20 protein-coding genes are annotated in these 21,228 nt (G+C 69.1%); 4 read left to right on the forward strand and 16 right to left on the reverse strand.

Going from position 1 to position 21,228, the window contains the following annotated elements; genetic code table 11:
* Positions 1-84 precede the first annotated feature (84 nt).
* The 4 genes from HDC34_RS12085 to HDC34_RS12100 form a co-directional block, all read right to left on the reverse strand.
* Positions 85-1,374, reverse strand: a complete 1,290-nt coding sequence (locus HDC34_RS12085; protein WP_179557015.1) for a glycosyltransferase — start codon at positions 1,372-1,374, stop codon at positions 85-87.
* Complete coding sequence (locus HDC34_RS12090) at positions 1,371-3,653, reverse strand: glycoside hydrolase domain-containing protein (protein ID WP_179557016.1); 2,283 nt, start codon at positions 3,651-3,653, stop codon at positions 1,371-1,373. Before HDC34_RS12090 ends, HDC34_RS12085 begins: the two co-directional genes overlap by 4 nt.
* A gap of 113 nt (positions 3,654-3,766) precedes the next feature.
* Complete coding sequence (locus tag HDC34_RS12095) at positions 3,767-4,666, reverse strand: oxygenase MpaB family protein (RefSeq protein WP_218854968.1); 900 nt, start codon at positions 4,664-4,666, stop codon at positions 3,767-3,769.
* Positions 4,650-5,057, reverse strand: coding sequence for a MarR family winged helix-turn-helix transcriptional regulator (locus HDC34_RS12100; RefSeq protein WP_104252558.1), 408 nt, complete (start codon positions 5,055-5,057; stop codon positions 4,650-4,652). Before HDC34_RS12100 ends, HDC34_RS12095 begins: the two co-directional genes overlap by 17 nt.
* Before the next feature lie 89 nt (positions 5,058-5,146).
* Between HDC34_RS12100 and HDC34_RS12105 the strand changes: the two genes are divergently transcribed.
* The gene (locus tag HDC34_RS12105; RefSeq protein ID WP_179557017.1) at positions 5,147-6,073 is read left to right on the forward strand and encodes an SDR family NAD(P)-dependent oxidoreductase; all 927 of its coding nucleotides are present in this window, start codon (positions 5,147-5,149) and stop codon (positions 6,071-6,073) included.
* A gap of 12 nt (positions 6,074-6,085) precedes the next feature.
* Here HDC34_RS12105 and HDC34_RS12110 read toward each other — a convergent pair whose 3' ends face one another.
* The gene (locus HDC34_RS12110; protein WP_308807323.1) at positions 6,086-6,799 is read right to left on the reverse strand and encodes an RraA family protein; all 714 of its coding nucleotides are present in this window, start codon (positions 6,797-6,799) and stop codon (positions 6,086-6,088) included.
* Positions 6,800-6,906: 107 nt separating this feature from the next.
* Between HDC34_RS12110 and HDC34_RS12115 the strand changes: the two genes are divergently transcribed.
* Positions 6,907-8,373, forward strand: coding sequence for an alanine--tRNA ligase-related protein (locus HDC34_RS12115; protein WP_179557018.1), 1,467 nt, complete (start codon positions 6,907-6,909; stop codon positions 8,371-8,373).
* Entirely contained in the window at positions 8,370-9,041 is a 672-nt protein-coding gene (locus HDC34_RS12120) for a hypothetical protein (protein WP_146079098.1), read from the forward strand. Before HDC34_RS12115 ends, HDC34_RS12120 begins: the two co-directional genes overlap by 4 nt.
* A gap of 57 nt (positions 9,042-9,098) precedes the next feature.
* Here the strand turns inward: HDC34_RS12120 and HDC34_RS12125 are convergent, their stop codons facing one another.
* From HDC34_RS12125 to HDC34_RS12150, 6 genes are all read right to left on the reverse strand, one after another.
* Entirely contained in the window at positions 9,099-9,761 is a 663-nt protein-coding gene (locus tag HDC34_RS12125) for a PadR family transcriptional regulator (RefSeq protein ID WP_104252554.1), read from the reverse strand.
* Positions 9,762-9,879: 118 nt separating this feature from the next.
* The gene (locus HDC34_RS12130) at positions 9,880-10,305 is read right to left on the reverse strand and encodes an NUDIX domain-containing protein (RefSeq protein ID WP_104312635.1); all 426 of its coding nucleotides are present in this window, start codon (positions 10,303-10,305) and stop codon (positions 9,880-9,882) included.
* A gap of 70 nt (positions 10,306-10,375) precedes the next feature.
* On the reverse strand, positions 10,376-11,866 hold the full coding sequence (locus HDC34_RS12135; protein ID WP_179557019.1) for a S1C family serine protease: 1,491 nt from the start codon (positions 11,864-11,866) through the stop codon (positions 10,376-10,378).
* A gap of 69 nt (positions 11,867-11,935) precedes the next feature.
* The gene (locus HDC34_RS12140; protein WP_104252551.1) at positions 11,936-12,232 is read right to left on the reverse strand and encodes a hypothetical protein; all 297 of its coding nucleotides are present in this window, start codon (positions 12,230-12,232) and stop codon (positions 11,936-11,938) included.
* The gene (locus tag HDC34_RS12145; RefSeq protein ID WP_179557020.1) at positions 12,229-12,804 is read right to left on the reverse strand and encodes a hypothetical protein; all 576 of its coding nucleotides are present in this window, start codon (positions 12,802-12,804) and stop codon (positions 12,229-12,231) included. The genes HDC34_RS12140 and HDC34_RS12145 overlap by 4 nt, the downstream gene beginning before the upstream one ends.
* Positions 12,801-13,349, reverse strand: coding sequence for an RNA polymerase sigma factor (locus HDC34_RS12150; RefSeq protein ID WP_104252549.1), 549 nt, complete (start codon positions 13,347-13,349; stop codon positions 12,801-12,803). Before HDC34_RS12150 ends, HDC34_RS12145 begins: the two co-directional genes overlap by 4 nt.
* Before the next feature lie 230 nt (positions 13,350-13,579).
* Here HDC34_RS12150 and HDC34_RS12155 point away from each other — a divergent pair, with 230 nt between their 5' ends.
* Positions 13,580-15,079: an APC family permease gene (locus HDC34_RS12155; RefSeq protein WP_179557021.1), complete on the forward strand. Its 1,500-nt coding sequence runs from the start codon at positions 13,580-13,582 to the stop codon at positions 15,077-15,079.
* A gap of 96 nt (positions 15,080-15,175) precedes the next feature.
* Here HDC34_RS12155 and HDC34_RS12160 read toward each other — a convergent pair whose 3' ends face one another.
* From HDC34_RS12160 to HDC34_RS12180, 5 genes are all read right to left on the reverse strand, one after another.
* The gene (locus HDC34_RS12160; RefSeq protein WP_104312639.1) at positions 15,176-16,627 is read right to left on the reverse strand and encodes a glyceraldehyde-3-phosphate dehydrogenase; all 1,452 of its coding nucleotides are present in this window, start codon (positions 16,625-16,627) and stop codon (positions 15,176-15,178) included.
* Between the two features lie 231 nt (positions 16,628-16,858).
* Complete coding sequence (gene der / locus HDC34_RS12165; RefSeq protein ID WP_104252546.1) at positions 16,859-18,406, reverse strand: ribosome biogenesis GTPase Der; 1,548 nt, start codon at positions 18,404-18,406, stop codon at positions 16,859-16,861.
* Positions 18,403-19,194 carry a d(CMP) kinase gene (locus tag HDC34_RS12170; RefSeq protein ID WP_104312650.1) on the reverse strand — a complete coding sequence of 264 codons (792 nt, stop codon included), beginning with the start codon at positions 19,192-19,194 and terminating at the stop codon, positions 18,403-18,405. Before HDC34_RS12170 ends, der begins: the two co-directional genes overlap by 4 nt.
* Positions 19,191-20,285, reverse strand: coding sequence for a prephenate dehydrogenase (locus HDC34_RS12175; protein ID WP_179557022.1), 1,095 nt, complete (start codon positions 20,283-20,285; stop codon positions 19,191-19,193). Before HDC34_RS12175 ends, HDC34_RS12170 begins: the two co-directional genes overlap by 4 nt.
* Positions 20,282-21,187: a pseudouridine synthase gene (locus HDC34_RS12180; RefSeq protein ID WP_179557190.1), complete on the reverse strand. Its 906-nt coding sequence runs from the start codon at positions 21,185-21,187 to the stop codon at positions 20,282-20,284. Before HDC34_RS12180 ends, HDC34_RS12175 begins: the two co-directional genes overlap by 4 nt.
* Positions 21,188-21,228 lie beyond the last annotated feature (41 nt).

Genomic DNA, 21,228 nt, shown 5'->3' on the forward strand with positions numbered 1-21,228 from the left:
AGCCCCGAGATCCAGCACCACGTGCCGGGTCCGGGGCTTTCATCACGCAAGTTGGTCAGGCGAGGAGGAGGCCAAGCGTGGTGCTCAGGCCGCGAGCGCCGCCCGGGGCAGCCGATCGAAGAGCTTGTCGAAGACGGCCAGCCGGTCGAACTGCAGTGCGTAGTCCCTCGCCTGGACGGCGAGCAGTCGGCGTTCGGCGGCGCTCGTCTCGAGCACGGCCGTGTTGAGCGCCTCGGCGATCGACGACGGACTGTTGACGGGCACGATGATGGCGTGGTCACCGACGGCCTCCCCCACCCCTCCCGTGACGGTCGTGATGACGGGGCCTCCACCTGCGAGCATCTTCTCCGCGAGCGCGATCCCGAAGGTCTCGATGAACTCCGGGCGCGGCTTCGTCGGCAGCACGAACGCGGCGCAGCCCGCCATGAGGAAGGGCTTCTCCGCGTCGCCGACGTCTTCGAGGAAGTGGATGCGGTGGGCGAGCGGCGACGCGGCCCCGATGGCCTTGAGCTCCTCGGCCTGCGGCCCGCGCCCGGCGATGACGAGCTGGATGTCGGGGTCGTCGGCGACGCGGGACTGCTCGAAGCCCGCGATGAGGTCCTCGACGCCCTTCGCCTCGGTGAGGCGCGACAGGAACATGACGTAGCCGTCGCGCTTCAGCCCGCGCGCCTCGACGGCGGCGGTGATGTCGGTGTCCGCGAGGCCGACGTAGGCGCTCGAGTCGATGGCCGGGTAGGAGATCTCGATGCGGTCTTCGCACTGGGGCGCGTAGCGGGTGCCGTGCTGCGCGTCCACCTTCGCCGCCTCCCCCACGATGAGGTCGCGCGTGTACTCGGAGACGGCGACGCAGACGTCCTGCGACAGGTAGGCGGAGAGGATGTGGGCGGCGGCCCCGAGGCGGCCTTCCTCGACGGCGTGCTTGACGACGTTGGTGACGTCGGATCCGACTGCCTCGGCGATCGTCGTCACGTTGACGGGGAGGCCCGTCGAGCGTGCGACGGTGAGCGCCTCGGCCACGGCGAGCGTGTGCGGGCTGAGGTACAGCGACATGCACACGGTCGGGACTCCGTCGGTGAAGAGCTCGACGAGGCGCCCGATGAGGCCGGCGAGGTAGCGGCCGTCTGGCACCTTGTAGTCGCCGACGGGTGCTGGTCGGTCGACGAAGATGCCGTCGCTGTATGGCATGACGGTCTCGAGCGGCTTGAGCGGCAGCCCTGCCGCTTGGAGGCGCTCGATGGGCCAGGTGACGATGCGGACTTCGTCGAAGCCGCGCAGGCGTGCGGCTTCCGCGAGGTTGCGGGCTTCCACGGAGTGCCCGCAGATGACCGGATCGGCGCGGACGACGATCACGAGGCGGTTCTGGATCTTGTTCATGAGGGCCCTCCCGGGGTTGGTGTCGACGGCAGGCCGTCGGCGGTGGGTGGTGGTTCGGGTGAGGTGATGGGGGCGGATGCTGGGGCTGGGAACGAGGTGGGGAGGTCCTGCTCACGGGTTCCCCAGTCGCTCGGCTCGGGTCCGAGCTCGAGGTGGAGCTCCTGCGCGGCCATGAGCTCGCTCGGCGAGAGCCAGCTGCGAGCGAGTGGGCGCCCGTCGAGGTGGGCGCTCTGCACGTACTGCACTGGTCCGCCGTGGGTGGGCTCGCGGAAGCCCGTTGTGGTGATGCGGAAGCGCTCGCCGTAGACCGCGAGCGAGGACTCCGCGAAGGCTGGGGCGTTGACGAGGAAGCTCGCCTGGCCTGCGACGGGGAACAGCCCGAGCGAGGCCCAGACGTACCAGGAGCTGAGGCCGCCGGAGTCGTCGTTGCCGGGCAGGCCGCCCCGTCCGGTCGCATACTGCTGGGTGATGACGGCGTGCACGATCTCGGCGGTGCGGTCCGGTCGCCCCGCGTAGTGGTAGGCCCAGGGGGCCTCCATGTCCGGCTCGTTGTTGAGGCCCTCGAAGCGGCCGAGTGCGTAGCCGGCGGCGAGCTCCTCGATGCCAGGCGTGCGGCCTGGCTGCTTCACGGGCGGCGCGCCGTAGCCGAAGAACTCGTCGAGCTGGGCCACGAAGCCCTCCGGCCCGCCGCTCAGCTGCATCCGCCCCGCCATGTCGTGGAGGATGCGGAACGAGTAGTTGTGCTTGGAGCCCTCGTAGAAGTTCGAGTCGACGAGCAGGCCCGTCTCGGGGTCGAACGCCCCCTTCCACTGCCCTGCGCGCTTCTCGAGCTGCTGCACGAGCTGCAGGTCGCCGACGCGGGCGGCGACGCGGGCCGTGCACCAGTAGCCGAACGCGAGGTCGAGCGTGTGGGTGATGGGGTGGGCGACGCCGCGCAGCAGGAACTCCTCGCCGTAGGTGCGCCGCAGGTCGTCGGCCATGTGCACGAGCGCCCAGTCCCAGTCGATGCCGGGCAGTCCGAGCTGGCAGAGGTCGGCGAGGAAGGTGTGCGCGAGCGCGCTGCCCTGCCGGGAGAAGCGGTCGCTGCCCTTGGCCATGCGGTAGCCGATGGGGAAGTTGCCTTCCTCCTCGCAGATGGTGAGGAGCGCGTTGGCGAGTTCGACGGCCTTGTCGGGGCGTAGCGCGGTGAGCAGGGGCAGCTGGGTGCGGTAGATGTCCCACATCGTCGAGAGGTCGAAGACGAAGGGCCCGTCGCTCGGCCAGAAGGGGCTCTCGTTGAGCGCGAACGATGGTTTCACGAACGAGTGGTAGAGGGCGGTCGAGAAGACCGTCTCGCGCTCGGTGGAGCCAGTGTCGACGTCGATCTCGTCGAGCAGGCTCTGCCAGTCGCGCTCGGTCTCGGCGAGCCGGTCGGCGAACCTGGCCTCCCCGTCGCCGCAGTCGTCTCTGAGGTTCTGCTCGGCCTGCTCGACGCCGCGGAGCGAGAAGCCGATGCGCACCTCGATGACCTGTCCTTCCTCGCTGGGACCAGCCCACATGAGGCCGAAGGGGCGCAGCGTGGTGGGGCGGATGTGGTCGAAGTCGAGGCGAGTGCCGCCCGGCATGAGGCGACGGTCGTGCCAGAGCAGCTGCCGCCACTGAGGCGTGTCGCACTCGATGTGCACGGCGAGCGGAGCGCCTTCGGCCACGATCTCGCCCGTCGCGACGCCCGGCCTGACCGTCTCGAGGTGGGCCCGCAGCGGCACCGTGGCTCCGTAGGGAATGGCGAGGCCGCCCAGGGAGAAGTCGATCACGACTCGCGCGCTCGCGTGCTTGGGGAACGTGTACCGGTGCACCGCGCTCTTGGGGCCGACGGTGATCTCGGCGCGGATCCCGTTGCCGAGCGTCGCCGCGTAGTAGCCGGGCGAGGCGTCCTCGTCGTCGAGCGACCAGGTGCGGCCGAGCACGTCGAGCGGCTCGGTCATCGGCGTCACGCGGAAGTAGTTGTAGTACTTGCGGATCGCGCCCGTGCCCGACTGCTGGAAGTGGGTGAAGCCAGAGGCGAGAGACCGGTCGTAGATCGTCTCCGGCACGCCCTCGAGGCTCAGGTCGTATCGGCCGTAGCCCGTCGGGTACGCGCCCGAGTAGGCGCAGGCTGACACCATGCCGAGCGGATAGGTGGCACCGGGATGCGTGTTGCCGATCTGCGGCTTCGGCCACCACCAGGTCGCGGCGAGGCCCGTCTGCGGCGGCAGCGCGGTGGGCTCTGTGCCGATGAACGGGTCTACTCGGGTGGTCATGCTGTGAGCCTGAAGGGGCCCTGCTACGGGCGTGTGGACGCCAGGTTACGTTCGCGCGTCGGGAGACTGTGCACGCCCTGGGCCGAGGCGACGCCTGACGGTTCCGAGACTGGTCAGACGAGCGGCCGGTCGCGTCGGATGCGCCGGCGCACGTCAGCGAGGAGGAGCCGGTAGACGAGGCTGGACGCGGCGAGCGGCAGCGCTCGCTCGATGCGCACGAGCCGCGCCCGCTGGCGCACGAACCACGCCTCGTCCGCGGCAGTCCACCGCACCCGCAGCGCGCGGCGGAACTCGGGCGGCAGGAAGCCGATGGTGAGCCGCTGATGCCAGGCCCGCATCCGCTCGGGCAGCACCCCAGCCGCGAACCCGAGCCGTGCGACGTCGAGCAGGTAGGTGCGCACCTCGTCGTCGACGCGGAGCTTCGCGACCTCCGCGTTCCAGTACGCGTCGAACGCGACCAGGTTGCCGGGCCAGGCACTCGGCGGCATCTGCAGGGTCGTGCCGAACACCCGCCCCTCGAGGAGGAAGCGCTCCGCGGTCGCGGTCGGCTGCGGCCCCTCGACGAGGTCGAGCACGTCGCGCGAGCCGACGAACAGGCACGCGGCCACCCACTTCTGCAGGTCGACCCAGAGCGCCGAGTACTCCTCGGTCGCGCGAGGGTCGCGGTCGGAGCGGACCTGCGCGTGCTGGCGCGTGACCGCCCTGCGGTACGCGCGGCGTTCATCCGGCGTGCCGAGCACGGCCACCGCGAGGTAGCTCAGCGTTGTCCTGGTGCGCTTGATCGGATGCACGTCGAGCCGACCGCTGCGCACCCGGCTGTGCGCGACGCCCTGCCCCACGGCAGGGTTGGAGAGCTGCATGATGACGTTCGCCGCCCCCATGGTCAGGGCCAGCAGTCGCGAACTGCGCGGGAGCTCGATGCAGACGAGGTCGTCGACGGACGCCGCCGTCCACCGCTCAGATGGGGCAGCACCCTCCGCTGCTCGAGCCCCGATGTCAGAGGCCGTGCGCACTCAAGCTCTTCGCGATCGCCTTCAGTTCGGTGCTCGAGCAGCCAGCGAGTGGCGAGGCGCGCTTGAGCGCCGCGATCGCGAGCTTTCGAACGCGCTTGCCCTCGGCCGTCAGCGTGACCACCCGTGAGCGCCGGTCGTGCTCGCTCTCACGCCGCTCGACCAGGCCGCGGTCGACGAGCCGATCCGAGACGAAGGTCAGGTTCGACGCGTTGCAGTGCAGCTTCGTCGCGAGCTCTTTCATGGCGGGCGGCTCACGGTCGGGGTCGATCGCCCAGAGCGCCTGCGCGGTCGCGAAGGTCAATCCGAGCGCTTCGAGCTCCCGCTCAGCAGCCACATTGGTGCTCTGCGCGGTTTCGTAGACGGCACGCATCGCCCGTTCCAGCGAATCCATATTCAGTACCTTACGCCACGGAAATATTTCAGCAATCGAAGCGTTGTACTCTGAGTCTCGAAACGTTCGAGGCTTGAAGGAGTGTGACGATGAAGACCTTCGCCATCACCGGTGCCACGCAGGGTGTGGGCTACTTCGCCGCGGAAGAGCTCGCCCGCCGCGGCCACCACGTCGTCCTGCTGGGGCGCAGTGTCGAGAAGCTGAACAGAGCCCTCATCTCCATCACCGAGCAGGTGCCGGATGCGAGCACGAGCCGCATCCTCCTCGACCTGACCTCCAGCGAGTCCATCGCCAGCGCAGCCGCCTCCCTGAGCGCCCGCGAGCGCCTCGACGGCGTGCTGCTGAACGCCGCGCACGTCTCCCCCGGCGCGCACCGCGAGCAGGACTCCGAGGGTCGTGAGCTCACGATGTCGACGAACCACCTCGGGCACTTCGAACTGACCGCGCAGCTCATGGACGCGCTCGTGGCCACGAAGCCCGCCCTCGACGGGGAGGCGCCGGAGAAGAGCCGCGTCGTCGCGGTCGGCAGCCTCGCGACGCGCATCTACCCCTTCGACCTCGAAGACTGGCAGAGCACCCACCTGTACGAGCCGAAGCGCGCCTACGCCGCGTCGAAGCACGCCCTCGAGATGTTCACGTTCGAACTCGACCGACGGCTGCAGGCCGCCGGGGCACCCGCGGAAGCGCTCGTCGTCGACCCGGGCATCCCCGTCAACGGCGCGACGCCGCCACGCACAGGCGTCAGCGAGCCAACCGCGTGGCAGCGCTTCGCATCCCGCCTCGCCGGCCCGTTCGCCCATGGCAAGCACCGTGCGGCGGCCATTGCCGTGCACGCGCTCACGAGCGACGCCGTCGCCGGCGGCGACTACCTCGGCCCGGCACGCACCCTGCGCGGCACCCCCGTGAAGCTCGACAAGCCGGCGACGCAGCGCGACCGGGAGCGAGCGGCGCGCCTCTGGCACCTCAGCGAGGCGTCGACCTCCGCGACGTTTCGCCTGAGCGAGACGGTCAGCTGAGGCGCGGCCGCGTCACACCTCGACCGCGCCCCCGACCCGGCTCAGGTGCTCGCGCAGCGTGAGCGCGGGCTCGGCGCGGCGGGCCTGCACATAGGCGGAGAAGCGCACCTGGTCCCGGAGGCTCGTGCCGAGGCGGATGCGCGATGCCTGCGCGCGCTCGACGTCGCGGATCTGCAGGGCGTGCATGAGCACCTCGTTGGCACGATCCTCCGGCACGAAGAGCAGACCGTCCTCGTCGCCGAAGACGGTGTCGCGCGTGCGGATGGTGTGCTCTCCGAACTCGGCCGACGCGAACGTGTTGCGTCGCCGCTCGTCCAGCCGTCGGGGCCCAGCAGGCAGCGCGCCGAGACTGAAGACCGGGAGACGGATGCCGCGGATGTCGCGGGTGTCCCGGTGGAGCCCCCAGATGGCGATGCCGGCGAGACCAGCCGCCTTGGCCTCGAGGACGACAAGATCACCCACGCAGCTCTCGTCAGAGCGTCCCTGGTTGTCGACGATGAGCACGTCCCCGGGATGCGCCCGCTCGATGACCTCGAGGAACACGTCGACGCTGCCGAAATGACGCACGGGCAGGCACCGACCAGCCACTCTCGTCGCCCGACCGGAAACGGACGTCAGCCCCGGCGGGCCGCAACGCACCTCAACCCCGGCTCGGACGCATCCGTCGGCGATGTGCGCCGTCGAGAGCCCCGTCGCATCGGTCCACAATTGCGCGATCTCCTGCACAGACGACTCCCCTGAACCTCACTCGAGCACTCGTCTCCGAGTGCCTGAACGCCCCCACGTTCGGCGAGGTCACGATACGGCATGCGCAGGTGTGAAACACTCTGCACATGGACGCGCACGAGATTCGCAATGCCTACCTCGACTACCAGGAGCGGCTCGGGCACGTCAGGATCGACCGAGCCCCGCTCATCCCCCGCGGAGACGGCTCGACGCTCTTCACGGGAAGCGGCATGCAGGCCCTCCTCCCCTACCTCCTCGGCGAGGACCACCCGGACGGCACACGCCTCACGGACAGCCAGCCTTGCGTCCGCGCGCAGGACATCGACGACGTGGGCGACAACCGCCACACGACCTTCTTCGAGATGCTCGGCAACTGGAGTCTCGGCGATTACTTCAAGGCCGAGCAGATCCCTGCTTTCCTCTCGTTCCTCGTCGACACGGTGGGCCTCGACCCGAACCGCCTGTACGTGACGGCCTTCATCGGCGACGAGGCTGCCGGCATCCCGCGCGACGACGAGGCGGCCAGCATCTGGCAGAAGGCCTTCGCGGAGCGCGGCATCGAAGCTGGCATCGTCGAGATGGGCAGCCAGGCCGACGGCGACGCACGCGGCGTGCAGCCCGGCGAGCGCATCTTCTTCTACGACGGCAGCGAGAACTGGTGGTCGCGCGGCGGATCGCTGCAGGCGACGCCCATCGGAGACCCCTGCGGACCAGACAGCGAGGTGTTCTACGACTTCGGACCCGAGCACCACGACCCGTCCTACGGTGCGGCGCACCCCGCGAGCGACAGCGGCCAGTTCATGGAGATCGGCAACCAGGTCTTCATGCAGTACCGGCGACAGGAGGACGGATCGTTCGTCGAGCTGGAGCGACGCAACGTCGACTTCGGCGGCGGCCTCGAGCGCATCGCGGCGGCGGCCATCGACTCCCCGGACGTGTTCCGCATCTCGCTCCTGCGCCCCATCGTCGAGCAGATCGAGCAGCTGAGCGGCGAGAGCTACGAAGCGCACACGCTGTCGATGCGCATCATCGCCGACCACCTCCGCGGCGCCACCTTCCTCGCCGTCGACGGTGTCGTGCCCTCGAACAAGGAGCAGGGCTACGTCATGCGGCGCCTCGTCCGCCGCGCGATCCGCGAGGCGCTCATCCTGGGCATCTCGGAGAACTTCTTCGCCGAGCTCGTTCCCACGATCGCCGACCTCTACGTCGACGACTACCCGGAGGTGCGCGAACGCCGCGACCAGGTCGTCGCGGTGCTCGTCAAGGAGGAGCGCTCGTTCCGCCGCACCCTCAAGGGTGGCCTCAAGGCGCTCGCCGCCTACAAGGGCTCGACCCTCACCGGTGCTGATGTGTTCCTGCTCTCCGACACCCACGGGTTCCCCCGCGAGCTGAGCGTCGAGGAGGCGAAGCGCCAGGGCATCGAGGTCGACCCCGCTTGGGAGGCGGAGTTCCTCGCAGCGCTGGAGGAGCAGCGTGCTCGCTCGCGCGGCGCGACGAAGCTGGGCACCGCTGGCCTTCCACACCAGGAGACAAAGGCTCAGCAGGAGTCGCAGGCCCCCAAGGACCAGGGATGATGTTCCGCTGGCGCCGGAAGTCTCGAACCTCCTCGACAAGTCAGCAGACGAAGCCGAAGAAGAAGGCCGGGCTGCCGCCCGTCATCTTCCCTGAGCTCTCCGAGGCGATCGACGACGGGCTGCTGCTCGCGCTGCGCATCGTCAGGCTCGACGTGAAGAACGCCATCATCAAGCGCACGGTCGGCGAGAAGGTGCCGTTCGCCGCAGCCGACTATCGCGAGGCCGCGAACGCGTCCCTCGACCGGGTTCTCAAGGAGCTCCGGTACTCGGCGGAGCGCGTGGCCGGTGTGCGAGACCGCGCGAGGCCTGGTCGCTCGCTGAGCGCGCACGACTACCGCCACGCCGACATCGAGACGCTGAGCTTCCGTGAGCGGGCGTCTCAGGCGGTGAGCGAGCGGATCGAGTCGGAACGCGAGGACGAGGCGTACGTGGACGGCCTCATCGAGCAGGCGCGAGCCGACGCGTGGGCCGAGATCTCCGCGCACATCGAGCATGAACTGCTCGACCCGTGGTCGAAGGGCAGTCCGCGGATGCAGCTGCCGACCTCGCCGGAGGACGACCCGGAGCGCGGTGAGCGCTTCGACGACCTCGAGAAGGAGCTGCGGAAGCTCGCTCGTGAGGCGAAGATCCAGGAGCGTCGCGACGCGAAGCAGCGCGAACGCTCCTGAGCCTCGTGCTCTGGCCCCGCGGGAGTGTCACCCCCGCGGTCGTGACCCGCACCCCGCCTACTTGGCGAGGATCGAGTAGAGGGCCTTGCGAGCGTCGTCGAGCACCTTGGTGGCTTCCTGCTGCTGCTCCTCGGTCGCGCCGAGGCGGAACTGCTGCATGACGCCCATGAACTGCATCGCGGACTCTCGCAGGCCGGTCGCCGTCTCCGACATACCGGCGACGCCGCGCCAGCCCTGCTCGAGCTCCTCGGCGTGCTCGGACACGTACGTGCGGCCAGCTTCGCTGAGCTCGAAGACCGGCTTCTTCTCGGTGCCGCCCTGCTCGATGAGCTCCTCGTCGACCAGCTGCTGCAGCGTCGGGTAGACAGAGCCGGGGCTCGGGCGCCAGACGCCGTCGGTCTTCTCGGCGATGCCCTTGATCAGGCCGTAGCCGTTCGAGGGCCCCTCGGCGAGGAGGGAGAGGATGGCGGCGCGGACGTCGCCCTTGCCAGCGCGGCGGTGGCCGCGTGGACCGAACTTGGGCCCGAAGCCGGGGCCGTGACCCGCGCCCGGCCCGAACCCGGGGCCGAAGCCTCGTCCGGGACCGAAGCCGTGCGAGAACCGTCGGACGCGCTCGTCCTGCTGGTGCTCCTGGCCGTAACCGTGACCGCGACCACCCTCGTGGGAGTGTCCCCGTTCGGTTTCGAACGGGTGGTGATTGTGAGTGAAGTGCTTGCGCATTGAATGAACCTTTCTGCCGGAGCTGCACGCTGCAGCTCCGATAGCTCGACGATATATCGGTGAATGATCGGTGTCAAGCGATATATCGGAGAATGTTCGAGAGCTTCGGGCTGAGGCCTCAGCCCCGCGCGTCCCGGCGCCTCCGAAGCTCGGGCATGACGCACTCACTGAGCAGGGGCGCAAGGTCCCGCAGGTCAGCATCCGGCCCCGGGTACGCATCCACCCAGCGCAGCTCCTCGATCTCGGCCCGCGCGTTCGGCTCACCGGTGAGCGCAGCGAGGTAGACGGTGCCGACCAGGTCGGTCGCCGCCTCGTTGGCAGCCGCGGTCGTCCACTCGCCGAGGAAGGCGACCTCGGCATCGTCGAGCACGATGCCGACCTCCTCCTCGATCTCCCGGATCGCGGCGGCCTTGGGCGACTCCCCCGGCTCGAGCTTGCCGCCGGGAAGCATGAACTTCGTCGTCCCTCGCTTGCGAACCGTGAGCACCCGCCCCTCGGAGTCTTCGAAGCAGATGGCGGCGACGGTAAGCACAGGAGCGGGCACGCACCAAGGATAGGTGCGTGCCCGCCGTCGTCGAGAGGATCTGCCGCGAGTCTGGTCCTGGAGCTGAGTCCTACTGCCCGAGCTCCCCCACCGTCACCTGGACGGTCTGCTCCTGGCCACCGCGCACGAGCACGGCCTCGACCTGCGTGCCGGGCTCGAGGGCGCGGATCTGCGCCGTCAGGTCCGTCGAGTTCGAGACTCGATGGCCACCGAAGGAGGTGATGACGTCACCGGCCTGGATGCCGGCCTGCGCCGCAGGTCCTCCCGCTGTGAGCTGGGCGACGTAGGCGCCCGCCACGCTCGAGTCGGCCGCCGTCGGGTCGCTCACGCTGGCACCAAGGAACCCGTGCGACACCGCACCGTCGGCGATGAGCTGCTCGGTCACCCGCTTGACGAGGTTCGACGGCAGCGAGAAGCCGACCCCGATGTTCCCGGCAGTCTCGCCGCCGCTGCTCGCGCCGGCGATCGCGACGTTGATGCCGATGAGGGCACCGTCCTGGTCGACGAGTGCGCCACCCGAGTTGCCCGGGTTAATGGCGGCGTCGGTCTGGATCACGGGCAGGGCGACCGAGGACGAGCCTTGCGTCGTGCTCTGCCCCTCTGGTGAGTTGGGGTCGCCGCGCCAGAAGTTGTACGGGCTGTCCTCCTGTGTGCCGTCGGACTCGACTTCCTCGGGCACCGCGGAGGAGCTGACCAGGATGCCGCGGTCGAGCGCGCTCACGACGCCCTCGGTCACGGAGTCGGAGAGTCCGAGGGGCGCGCCGATGGCGACAGCGACGTCCCCGACATTGAGCTTGTCGGAGTCGCCGAAGGTGATCGGCGTCAGGGACGTGTCCTCGACCTTGATGATCGCGAGGTCGAGCACGGGGTCTCCGGCGACGAAGGTCGCAGGCAGCAGGCGACCGTCGCTGGTCTGGACGGAGAGCTCAGCGTTGCCGGTGGCGCCGTCGATCGTCGCGACGTGGTTGTTGGTCACGATGTAGCCGGCACCGTCGATGACGACGCCCGAGCCGCTCGCGGCCGTCTGGCCGGAGGAGGCCGAGATCGTGACGACGCTCGGCGAGGCCACAGCCGCGATGCTCGTGACGAGCGTTGCATCCTGCGGGTTGTTGACCGTGATCGACTGCGAGCTCGACTGGCCCGCGGCGACCTGCGACGAGCCGAAGCCCCCGACGACCGCACCTCCGACGCCACCGCCGACGACGCCGCCGACGAGGAGACCCGCGGTGAGGAGCGCGACCGTGCCGAAACGGCGCTTGCGCGGCTTCGTGTCGGGGGCAGCCGCCTGGTCACCGGCCGGGCCGAAGCTGCTCGACGAGAAGTCTGCACCCGGGTATTGATGGGTCCTCGAGTCAGACGAGGCGTAGCCACCGGCGACGGACCCACCTGGAACGTACTGGCCCGGCTGATACTGGCCGGACCCCGACGAGTACTGGGGCGCGAACGAGTGCGCCTGCTGGCCGGCTGGCGCCTGAGGGGCGAAGGGCTGCTGGGGGAAGGACTCGGGGTACGACTTCGCGCCGTCCTGCGGGGAGTTCTCCGGGGTGAAGGGGGTGGACATGTGTGGTTCCTTTCGACACCACTGAGCATCCAACCCGGGGCTATGGCATTGCTATGCCGCAGCTGTGGCTCAGCTTCGACCCGCGATGGCGTGCACCCGCACGCGTACCCGCACGGTCGATCCGACCGGGAGCACCGTCAGAGCAGCCGCCTTGATCCGCGTCGCGAGCCCTTCCACGATGCGCCCCTGCGGGCCCGACGAGTCGACGCGCACGCGCACCGTGATCGAGACGACACCGTCTGCAGTGCCGACATCCACGTGCAGTGATCCCAGGTGGATGCCGATGATGGGCAGCAGCTCCACAACGCCAGGGGTTCCGAGGGCCGCGCCCTCGACCACCTCGGCGACGCGCTCACGGTCGATCATTCGACGCTCCTCACATCTGCGATGACGATATCGATGCCCGTGACCCGCAGCGTCGTGTCGAGTGCAAGCGCCTCCGCGATCGCATCCCGCACCTCGTCGGCGAGCGGATGCAGCGGGCGCAGCCCGAGCACCGTCACCGAGACGGTGACGTGCACCGGCGCTCCCGGCGTGGTCACGTCGCCGTCCAGCACGCACCGTCCGATCAGCACGCCGTCGATGGCGTCGCCAGTCCGGCGGATGAGCTCGCGGATGACACCCTCGCTCTGCGAGAACTCGAACTCGGGCTCCAGCGAGGCGAGCGGGATCTCGCGGCCCGCGCGTGCATCCATCGCGATGCCGCGCAGCATGGACTGCAGCCAGGCGCTGCTCGGCGCGGGCGTGGCCGCGGACTCCGCCTCGATGAGGTCGTGCGACGCCCTCGTCACCCGCTCGAGTGCCGCGAGCGCCCGCTCGCACTCAGGGTCTTCCTCGATGTCGGCGTTGTACGGCAGACGACCGGCGTCCAGGTACTCCGAGAGCTGCGTCAGGGTGTACCCCGCGGCGCCGATGGTCGGCTCGACTTCTTCGCTCATGCCCATTCCTCCATGCCCCGCAGCAGCGCGATCCGGGCCCGAGAGAGGGCCCCACGCACCGTCGATGTGTTCGTGTCGAGCTGTTCGGCGATCTCCGCGTAGGTGAACCCGGCGGTCTCCTTGAGGATCCAGCACTGGCGCTGCAGCTCGGGGAGGCCCGCGAGCACCCGGGACGCCGAATCGAGCTTCGCGTTCAGCTCGAGCTGCGCGAGCGGACCGAGCTCCGGGGCCTCCGGGGCGTCCACGTCGTCGATGTCCTGCTCGAACTTCCGCCTCCTGAGGCGATCGGTCGCCTTGCGTGCCGCGATCTGCACGAGCCACGCGCGCACGGCATCCGGGTCGCGGAGGAGGTCGAGGCGCTTCCAGGCGACGATGCAGGCGTCCTGCACCGCGTCCTCGGCGTCAGCGCGCGACGACAGCAGCCTGATGGCGGTCGCGATCATGAGTCCCCAATGCCGGCGGATGAGCACCTCGAACGCACGCTCGTCACCGTCTCTGGCACGGGCGACAAGCAGCGCATCTGGCGCATCTGCGAGGTCAGGCACGCTTCCTCCTTCGCGACATTCCGAACTGGCTGGTCCTGCCGGGCAACCCTAGGGCATGCAGGCCCGGCACTCCCTGCCAATGAGCGGGGTCACCACCACGTGGGGATCGACGCAACTTCTCCCCCGGCAATCGCCATCGTGCTTCCGGCAGGTAAACTCCACACGCGCGCGGGTGCCCGCGCGCGGAGAGAACACACTGGGGGAACACCTTGAGCTTTTTCCAAAGCCTGATGCGAACGAAGAGCATCGAGGCCTCACTCGCGGACTCGCACTCCGAGGAACGGTCGCTCAAGCGATCCCTCGGCGTGTGGGACCTCGCCATCATGGGCGTCGCCGTCGCCGTCGGCGCCGGCATCTTCTCCGTCGGAGCGAAGGCGGCCGCCAACAACGCCGGCCCGTCCATCACCATCGGATTCCTGCTTGCCGCCGTGACCTGCGGCCTCGCGATCATGGCCTACGCGGAGTTCGCCTCGTCCGTGCCCGTGGCCGGTTCCGCCTACACCTTCACCTACGCGACGCTCGGCGAGCTCCTGGCCTGGATCATCGGCTGGGACCTCATCCTCGAGATGCTGTCAGCCTCCGCCGTCATCGCGAGCTACTGGGGCGTCTACCTGCAGGAGGTCGTCAACATCTGGGACTGGGACATCCCGCCCAAGCTCAGCATCTTCGGCCTCTTCGAGCTGAACTGGGCCGCTTTCTTCATCGTGGCCGTCCTCACGACGCTGCTCGTGCTCGGCACGAAGCTCTCATCACGCGTCAGCGCGGTCCTGACGATCCTCAAGGTCCTGACCGTGCTGTTCGTCATCGTCGTCGGCGCGTTCTTCGTGAAGGCCAGCAACTACACGCCGTTCATCCCGCCGTCGCAGCCTGCGGCCGAGTCGGGCACGGATGCCTGGCACCAGTCGCTCTTCTCGTTCATGTCCGGCGCTGAGCCGAGCATGTACGGCGTCTTCGGGCTCCTCGCCGGCGCATCCATCGTCTTCTTCGCGTTCATCGGCTTCGACGTCGTCGCGACGAGCGCGGAGGAAGTCAAGAACCCGAAGAAGAACCTGCCCCGCGGCATCTTCCTCGGCCTCGGCATCGTGACGGTGCTCTACCTCTCGGTGAGCCTCGTCATCACCGGCATGGTCTCCTACAAGGACCTCGCCGCCACCGAGACCCCGTCGCTGGCGACCGCGTTCGTCCTCGTCGGCGCCGACTGGGCGGCGCAGATCATCTCCATCAGCATCCTGCTCGGCTTCACGACCGTCATCCTCGTGCTGCTCATGGGCCTCGCCCGCGTGCTGTTCTCCATGAGCCGCGACGGCCTGCTGCCGCGTTCGTGGAGCATCACGAGCGAGAAGCGCAAGACCCCCATCCGCCTGCAGATCGGCGTCGGCATCGCCGTCGCGCTCCTCGCCGGCCTCACGAACGTCGACTGGCTTGAAGAGATGATCAACATCGGCACGCTCTCCGCGTTCGTGCTGGTGAGCCTGTCCATCCTCGTGCTCCGCAAGAAGTACCCGAACCGCGAGCTCGCCTACCGCATGCCGTGGTCGCCGTTCCTGCCGATCCTGTCGGCCGTGCTCTGCTTCTGGCTCATGCTCAACCTGTCGACGCTCACCTGGCTCCGCTTCGCCATCTGGCTGGCCATCGGCCTCGCCATCTACTTCCTCTACAGCCGCCGCAACTCGCGGCTTGGCAAGGAGCGCGCCTCCTACACCGAGATCCTCGGCGCCGAGCTCAAGTAGTCCAGCGACGAGATACCCCGAAGGGTCGTCATCCGCACAGGATGGCGACCCTTCGGGGTATCTGGCGCACCACGCGACGGCGCGGCGGCGCCGGGCCTAGAGCTGTGAGACTTCCCTGCGGTGCGGCACGATGGGCGGCTGGACGCCACCGAGCTGCTCGATGATGCGCACCACCTGGGTCGAGTAGCCGAACTCGTTGTCGTACCAGACGTAGAGCACGAGGTTCTTGCCCTCGGCGATCGTCGCGAGGCCATCCACGATGCCGGCGCGCGTCGTGCCGACGAAGTCGGTGGAGACGACCTCGCTCGACTCGATGTAGTCGATCTGCTGGCGGAGCACCGAGCTGAGCGACACCTGGCGCAGGAAGTCGTTGACCTCGCCGCGGGTCGTCGGGCGCTCGAGCGTGAGGTTGAGCACGGCCATGGAGACGTCCGGCGTGGGAACGCGGATGGCGTTGCCCGTGAGCTTGCCCTCGAAGTGCGGCAGCGCCTTCGCGACGGCCTTCGCCGCACCGGTCTCGGTGATCACCATGTTGAGTCCGGCGGCCCGACCACGACGGTCGCCCTTGTGGAAGTTGTCGATGAGGTTCTGGTCGTTGGTGAACGAGTGCACCGTCTCGACGTGACCGTGCACGACCCCGTAGCGCTCGTCGATCACCTTGAGCACCGGCGTAATGGCGTTGGTCGTGCACGAGGCGGCCGACAGGATGCGATCGTCGTCGGTGATGCCGGCGTTGTTGATGCCGTAGACGATGTTCTTCAGCTGCCCCTTGCCGGGCGCCGTGAGCAGCACTCGACGCACTCCGGGGCTCTGCAGGTGCTGCGCGAGACCGTCGGCGTCGCGCCAGCGTCCCGTGTTGTCGACCACGATCGCGTCGCGGATGCCGTACGACTCGTAGTCGACGGTCGCGGGGTCGTTCGAGTAGATGACCTGGATGACCGTGCCGTTGGCCTGGATCGTCGAAGCGGCCTGGTCGACCGAGATGGAGCCGGCGAACGCGCCGTGCACCGAGTCGCGGCGCAGCAGGCTCGCACGCTTCTCGAGGTCGTTGTCGCTCCCCTTGCGGACGACGATGGCGCGCAGGCGCAGCCCCCGTCCCGTGCCGGCGTGCGAGATGATGATGCGCGCCAGGAGGCGGCCGATGCGGCCGAAGCCGTACAGCACGACGTCGGCGCCCGAGTCCGGAGAGCCGGTGCCGATGACTTCGAGGAGCTGGTTCGCGAGGAACGTGTCGAGGTCCTCGCCCTGTGCCGCGAAGCGCGTCGCCAGCTCGCCGAGGTCGATGGAGGCGGTGCCGAGATCGAACTCCTGCAGCCGCTCGAGGATCGGCAGCGTCGCGTCCAGCGAGAGCTCGACGTCGTTGATGCGGCGGGCGAAGCGGTGCGCCTTGATGATGTCGATCGCGGAGAGGTTGATGAGGCGGTGACCGTAGATGGAGGTCACGACGTTCCGGGTGCGGTACAGGTTTCCGATGAGCGGGATCATCCGCTCGGCGATGCCGACTTTCTCCAGCCACTCGTGCTGCGTCTGCTCGGACTTTTCCATCATCGAATGGGACCCCTCAACGTCGAAAGTTCTCGCCTGAACGCCAGGCACAGACAAAATCCTACGGTTCTGCGTCCTGCGCGAGGCCCGAATCGGCGGTATGGAGCGCCGAAGTATTCACGATGAGAGAAATTCTGCCGTTTTTGACAGGCAGGACCTGCCACACGAAAGGGGCCAGCCCCGCCGACCCGAGCGGGTCGAACTGGACTGGCCCCATCAAGCTCGAGGGCTCGATCAGCTGCGCTTGGCCCGCTTCTCGCGAACACGCATGTTCGTGATGATGGGCGACCCCTCGAAGCCGTACACCTCGCGCAGGCGACGCTGGATGAAGCGGCGGTAACCCGGGTCGAGGAAGCCGGTCGTGAAGAGCACGAATGTCGGCGGGCGCGTCTGCGCCTGCGTGCCGAACAGGATGCGCGGCTGCTTTCCGCCTCGGAGCGGGTGCGGGAACTCCGCCGTGAGCTCGGCCAGGAAGGCGTTGAACTTGCCGGTCGGGATGCGCGTGTCCCACGAGTCGAGGGCGAGCTCGAGGGCTGGCACGAGCTTCTCGAGGTGGCGCCCCGTCTTCGCGGAGATGTTGACGCGCGGCGCCCAGGCGACGTGGGCGAGGTCCCGCTCGACCTCACGTTCGAGCTGCCAGCGGCGTTCGTCGTCGAGCATGTCCCACTTGTTGAACGCGAGCACCAGCGCGCGGCCGGACTCGAGGACGAGGTCGATGATGCGCAGATCCTGCACGTTGACGGCCTCGGTCACGTCGAGGACCACGACGGCGACCTCGGCCTTCTCAAGAGCTGCCGTCGTTCGCAGCGAGGCGTAGAAGTCGGCGCCCTGCTGCAGGTGCACGCGGCGGCGGATGCCGGCCGTGTCGACGAAGCGCCAGATCTTGCCACCCAGCTCAACCTGCTCGTCGACGGGGTCGCGCGTCGTGCCAGCGAGCGAGTTGACGACGACGCGCTCCTCGCCTGCGGCCTTGTTGAGGAGGCTTGACTTGCCGACGTTCGGGCGTCCCAGGATGGCGACGCGGCGGGGTCCGCCGATCTCCTCCTTCGCGACCTTCGAGACCTCGGGGAGGATCTCGATGACCTTGTCGAGGAGGTCCGCGACGCCGCGGCCGTGCACGGCGGAGACCGGCCACGGCTCACCGAGGCCGAGGCTCCACAGCTGCGCTGCGTTCGGCTCCTGCACGGCGTCGTCGACCTTGTTCGCGACCAGGATGACGGGCCGGTCGGTGCGGCGGAGCAGCTTCACGACGTGCTCATCGGTCGCGGTCGGGCCGACGTTCGCGTCGACGACGAACAGGACCGCGTCAGCGAGCTCGACGGCGATCTCGGCCTGCTGAGCGACGGAGAGGTCGATGCCCTTGGCATCCGGCTCCCACCCGCCGGTGTCGACGATCGTGTACCAGCGGTTGTTCCACTCGGCCTTGTACGAGACGCGGTCGCGCGTGACACCGGGGGTGTCCTCGACGACAGCCTCGCGGCGGCCGATGATGCGGTTGACCAGTGCGCTCTTGCCCACGTTCGGGCGTCCCACGACTGCGAGCACGGGGAGCGCGGGCAGGTAGGTGATGGCGTCGCCGTCCTCGGAGGCGCCGAGCAGCACCTCGAGGTCGTCTTCCTCGAGCTCGTAGTCGTCGAGGCTCTGGCGCAGCGCCTGGGTGCGCTTCTCCACGACCGTGTCGTCGAGCTCCTCGAGGCGCGCGACGAGCTCTTCGCCGCCTGCTGGGTCGAACTCCTCGGAGGCGTCGGTCGCCTCGTCGTTCCGTCCTTGGTCGTCAGTCATCGTGACTCCTTCGTGTTGTCGTGTCTGACAGCGCTTGGGGCGGCTGCCAGCGACGGTGCTGTCGTCTGGTGCGGACCTGGTGTCGCCGAGGCGACGATCCGCAGGAATTCCTCGACCGACTGCTCGAAGTCGAGCCTTGTCGTGTCGAGCACCGTGACGCCGTCGGCGGCTTCGGTGAAGTTGGTGACCTTGGCGTCGCGGGCGTCGCGCGCTGACACGGACTCCGCAACGGCGGCGACGGTCTCGCCGACCTTCTCGCCCGCCCTGCGCGCGATGCGCACGGCCTCGTCGGCGGTCATGAGGATGCGCGCAGGGGCATCCGCGGCCACGACCGTCGTGATGTCCCGACCCTCGGCGATGATGCCTGGGCTCGTGGTGCCGGCCATGGTGCTCCGGAAGAGCGCCGTGAGGGCCTCGCGGGCAGCAGGCACGCGGGAGACCCGCCAGACCTCGCCGGAGATGGCGGTGTCGCGGATGAGCTCCGTGACGTCGCTCTCGCCGACGCGAACCCAGCGTTCGTCCGGGCTCTCCGAGATGCGGTACCGGTCGATGAAGCTCGGGAGCAGTGCCGCGACGGCGTCGACGTCGTCGAGGTCGCATCCGCTGTCGATCGCGAACCAGGTGAGCGCGCGGTACGCGGCACCTGTGTCGAGGTAGCCGAAGCCGAGGCGTCGCGCGCTCTCACGGCAGACGCTCGACTTGCCGGAGCCTGCCGGCCCGTCGACGGCGACGACGACGGGAGTGCCAGCGGCGAGGGCGTCGTGGCTGATCGGGGTGGTCTCGGTCATGCGGCGATCCTCCATCCGCGCTGTTCGAGCTCGTCGACGAGCTTCGCGGTTGCCGAGGGGACGACGGAGATGACGACGAGGCCGACGTTGGAGGCCTGAGCGTGCTCCATGCGGAAGTCCTCGACGTTGACCTGGGCGTCGCCCACGTCGCCCATGAGCTTCGCGAGCTGGCCTGGCTTGTCGTCGATCATGACCGTGACGGAGTCGAACTCACGCCTCGAGGAGCCGTGCTTGCCTGGCAGCCGCGCGACGCCGGCGTTGCCGGTCGCGAGCTGCTCGGCGATGATGCGGCCCGAGCCGCGTTCGTGGCTGTGCTCGAGTGCGCTGGCGACCTTGTCGAGGTCTGCCTGCAGCTTGCGGAGCACAGCAGCGGTCGGGGCGGCGTTCGCGGTGAGGATCTGCGTCCACAGCACGGGGTCGCTGGATGCGATGCGCGTGAGGTCCCGCAGGCCTTGGCCCGCGAGCGCCGTGGCCCCGTCCTCGTCGTCGACGAGACGCGAGGCGAGCAGCGTGGAGACGAGCTGGGGAACGTGCGAGACGAGCGCGACGGCCCGGTCGTGATCGTCCGCGGTCATGGCGACGGGAGTGGCGCCGACGTCGAGGGCGAGCCCCTCGATCTCCTGCAGCGCGAAGACGCTGGTCTGCTCGTGGTGCGCGATGACCCAGGGGCGGCCGACGAAGAGGTCTGCGCGGCCCGAGAGCGGCCCGCCCGTCTCGCGCCCGGCCATGGGGTGCGACCCGAGGTAGCGGCTGATGTCGGCGCCTCGGGCGACGAGCTCTGCGAGCGGCGCAGACTTCACGCTCGCGACGTCGGTCACGATGGCGTCGGGCCAGCGTTCGAGTTCCGCGGCCACGACCTGGCCGGTCACGTCAGGGGGCACGCAGACGACGACGATCCGCGGCGCTTCTCCCCCGGCGGCGTCAGCGGCCAGGGTCCCCGCCCCGTAGTCGACGGCGAGCTGGAGCACCGAAGGTGAGATGTCGTCGAGCTGGACGTCGACGCCGAGCCTGCGCAGGGCGTGCCCGACGCTGGTGCCGAGCAGCCCGGCACCGACCACCCGCACCGGGGAGTTGGTTCGAGTTGGCGTCATCGACGACCTTTCGATCTGGTGGGCGGCGCCTGCCGCGGGCCGCGGCCCTGCTTGGGCTCGCGAGCCGGCTCTGCCGCCTGGGTGAGGGAGCCGCCGTCGCGCTGCTCCCCGGCTCGCCGGGCGAGCTTCAGGATGCGGCCGAGTTCCAGTGTAGTGAACTCGCGCATCTCGCCTTCGCGGAGGGTGCCGAGGTTCAGCGGGCCGAAGCTGCGGCGGACGAGCGCGGTGACGGGGTGGCCGACCTCCTCGAGCATGCGACGCACGATCCGGTTGCGGCCGGAATGCAGCACGATCTCGACAAGCGAGGCGGTGCGGCTGGGCTGGTCGGCGAGGAGCCTCGCGCTGTCGGCTTTGATGAAGCCGTCCTCGAGCTCGAAGCCCTGGCGGAGGCGCTGCAGGGCCTTCGCGGAGACCCGCCCGTCGACGCGTGCGATGTACGTCTTCTCGACACCGAAGGACGGGTGCGCGAGCACGTGCGCGAGCTCACCGTCGTTGGTGAGGATGAGCAGGCCGCTCGTGTCGACGTCGAGCCTGCCGACGTTGTAGACCCGCTCGCTGAACTCCCTCGTGAACTCGCGGAGGTCGGGGCGTCCCTGCTCATCACGCATCGTGGAGACGACGCCGGTCGGCTTGTTGAGCACGACGTAGCGCTTGCTCGGGTCCAGCTGGATGGGCGTGCCGTCGACGGCGACCTCGTCGCGGTCCGGGAAGATGCGGCTGCCGAGCTCGGTCACGACGACGCCGTTGACCTCGATACGACCCTGCGTGATGTACTGCTCGCACACGCGACGCGAGGCGACGCCGGCCGCGGCGAGGGCCTTCTGCAGGCGCACGCCGTCGCTCCGCTCCGGCGCCGGTTCGGCTTCACGCCCCGCGAGCGGGATGTCGTCGAAGTCGTCCATCGAGTAGCCGCCTTCGGGGCGAGCCTGCGCCGCCTGGCGGA

The sequence above is a fragment of the Pseudoclavibacter sp. JAI123 genome, from assembly GCF_013409665.1.
Lineage (GTDB): Bacteria > Actinomycetota > Actinomycetes > Actinomycetales > Microbacteriaceae > Pseudoclavibacter.

Bases quoted from the DNA above. Each gene is read 5' to 3' on its own strand.
- HDC34_RS12085 (WP_179557015.1), bottom strand. From the start codon at position 1,374: ATGAACAAGATCCAGAACCGCCTCGTGATCGTCGTCCGCGCCGATCCG.
- HDC34_RS12090 (WP_179557016.1), bottom strand. From the start codon at position 3,653: ATGACCACCCGAGTAGACCCGTTCATCGGCACAGAGCCCACCGCGCTG.
- HDC34_RS12100 (WP_104252558.1), bottom strand. From the start codon at position 5,057: ATGGATTCGCTGGAACGGGCGATGCGTGCCGTCTACGAAACCGCGCAG.
- HDC34_RS12105 (WP_179557017.1), top strand. From the start codon at position 5,147: ATGAAGACCTTCGCCATCACCGGTGCCACGCAGGGTGTGGGCTACTTC.
- HDC34_RS12115 (WP_179557018.1), top strand. From the start codon at position 6,907: ATGGACGCGCACGAGATTCGCAATGCCTACCTCGACTACCAGGAGCGG.
- HDC34_RS12120 (WP_146079098.1), top strand. From the start codon at position 8,370: ATGATGTTCCGCTGGCGCCGGAAGTCTCGAACCTCCTCGACAAGTCAG.
- HDC34_RS12125 (WP_104252554.1), bottom strand. From the start codon at position 9,761: ATGCGCAAGCACTTCACTCACAATCACCACCCGTTCGAAACCGAACGG.
- HDC34_RS12135 (WP_179557019.1), bottom strand. From the start codon at position 11,866: ATGTCCACCCCCTTCACCCCGGAGAACTCCCCGCAGGACGGCGCGAAG.
- HDC34_RS12140 (WP_104252551.1), bottom strand. From the start codon at position 12,232: ATGATCGACCGTGAGCGCGTCGCCGAGGTGGTCGAGGGCGCGGCCCTC.
- HDC34_RS12145 (WP_179557020.1), bottom strand. From the start codon at position 12,804: ATGAGCGAAGAAGTCGAGCCGACCATCGGCGCCGCGGGGTACACCCTG.
- HDC34_RS12155 (WP_179557021.1), top strand. From the start codon at position 13,580: ATGCGAACGAAGAGCATCGAGGCCTCACTCGCGGACTCGCACTCCGAG.
- HDC34_RS12160 (WP_104312639.1), bottom strand. From the start codon at position 16,627: ATGATGGAAAAGTCCGAGCAGACGCAGCACGAGTGGCTGGAGAAAGTC.
- der (WP_104252546.1), bottom strand. From the start codon at position 18,406: ATGACTGACGACCAAGGACGGAACGACGAGGCGACCGACGCCTCCGAG.
- HDC34_RS12170 (WP_104312650.1), bottom strand. From the start codon at position 19,194: ATGACCGAGACCACCCCGATCAGCCACGACGCCCTCGCCGCTGGCACT.
- HDC34_RS12175 (WP_179557022.1), bottom strand. From the start codon at position 20,285: ATGACGCCAACTCGAACCAACTCCCCGGTGCGGGTGGTCGGTGCCGGG.
- HDC34_RS12180 (WP_179557190.1), bottom strand. From the start codon at position 21,187: ATGGACGACTTCGACGACATCCCGCTCGCGGGGCGTGAAGCCGAACCG.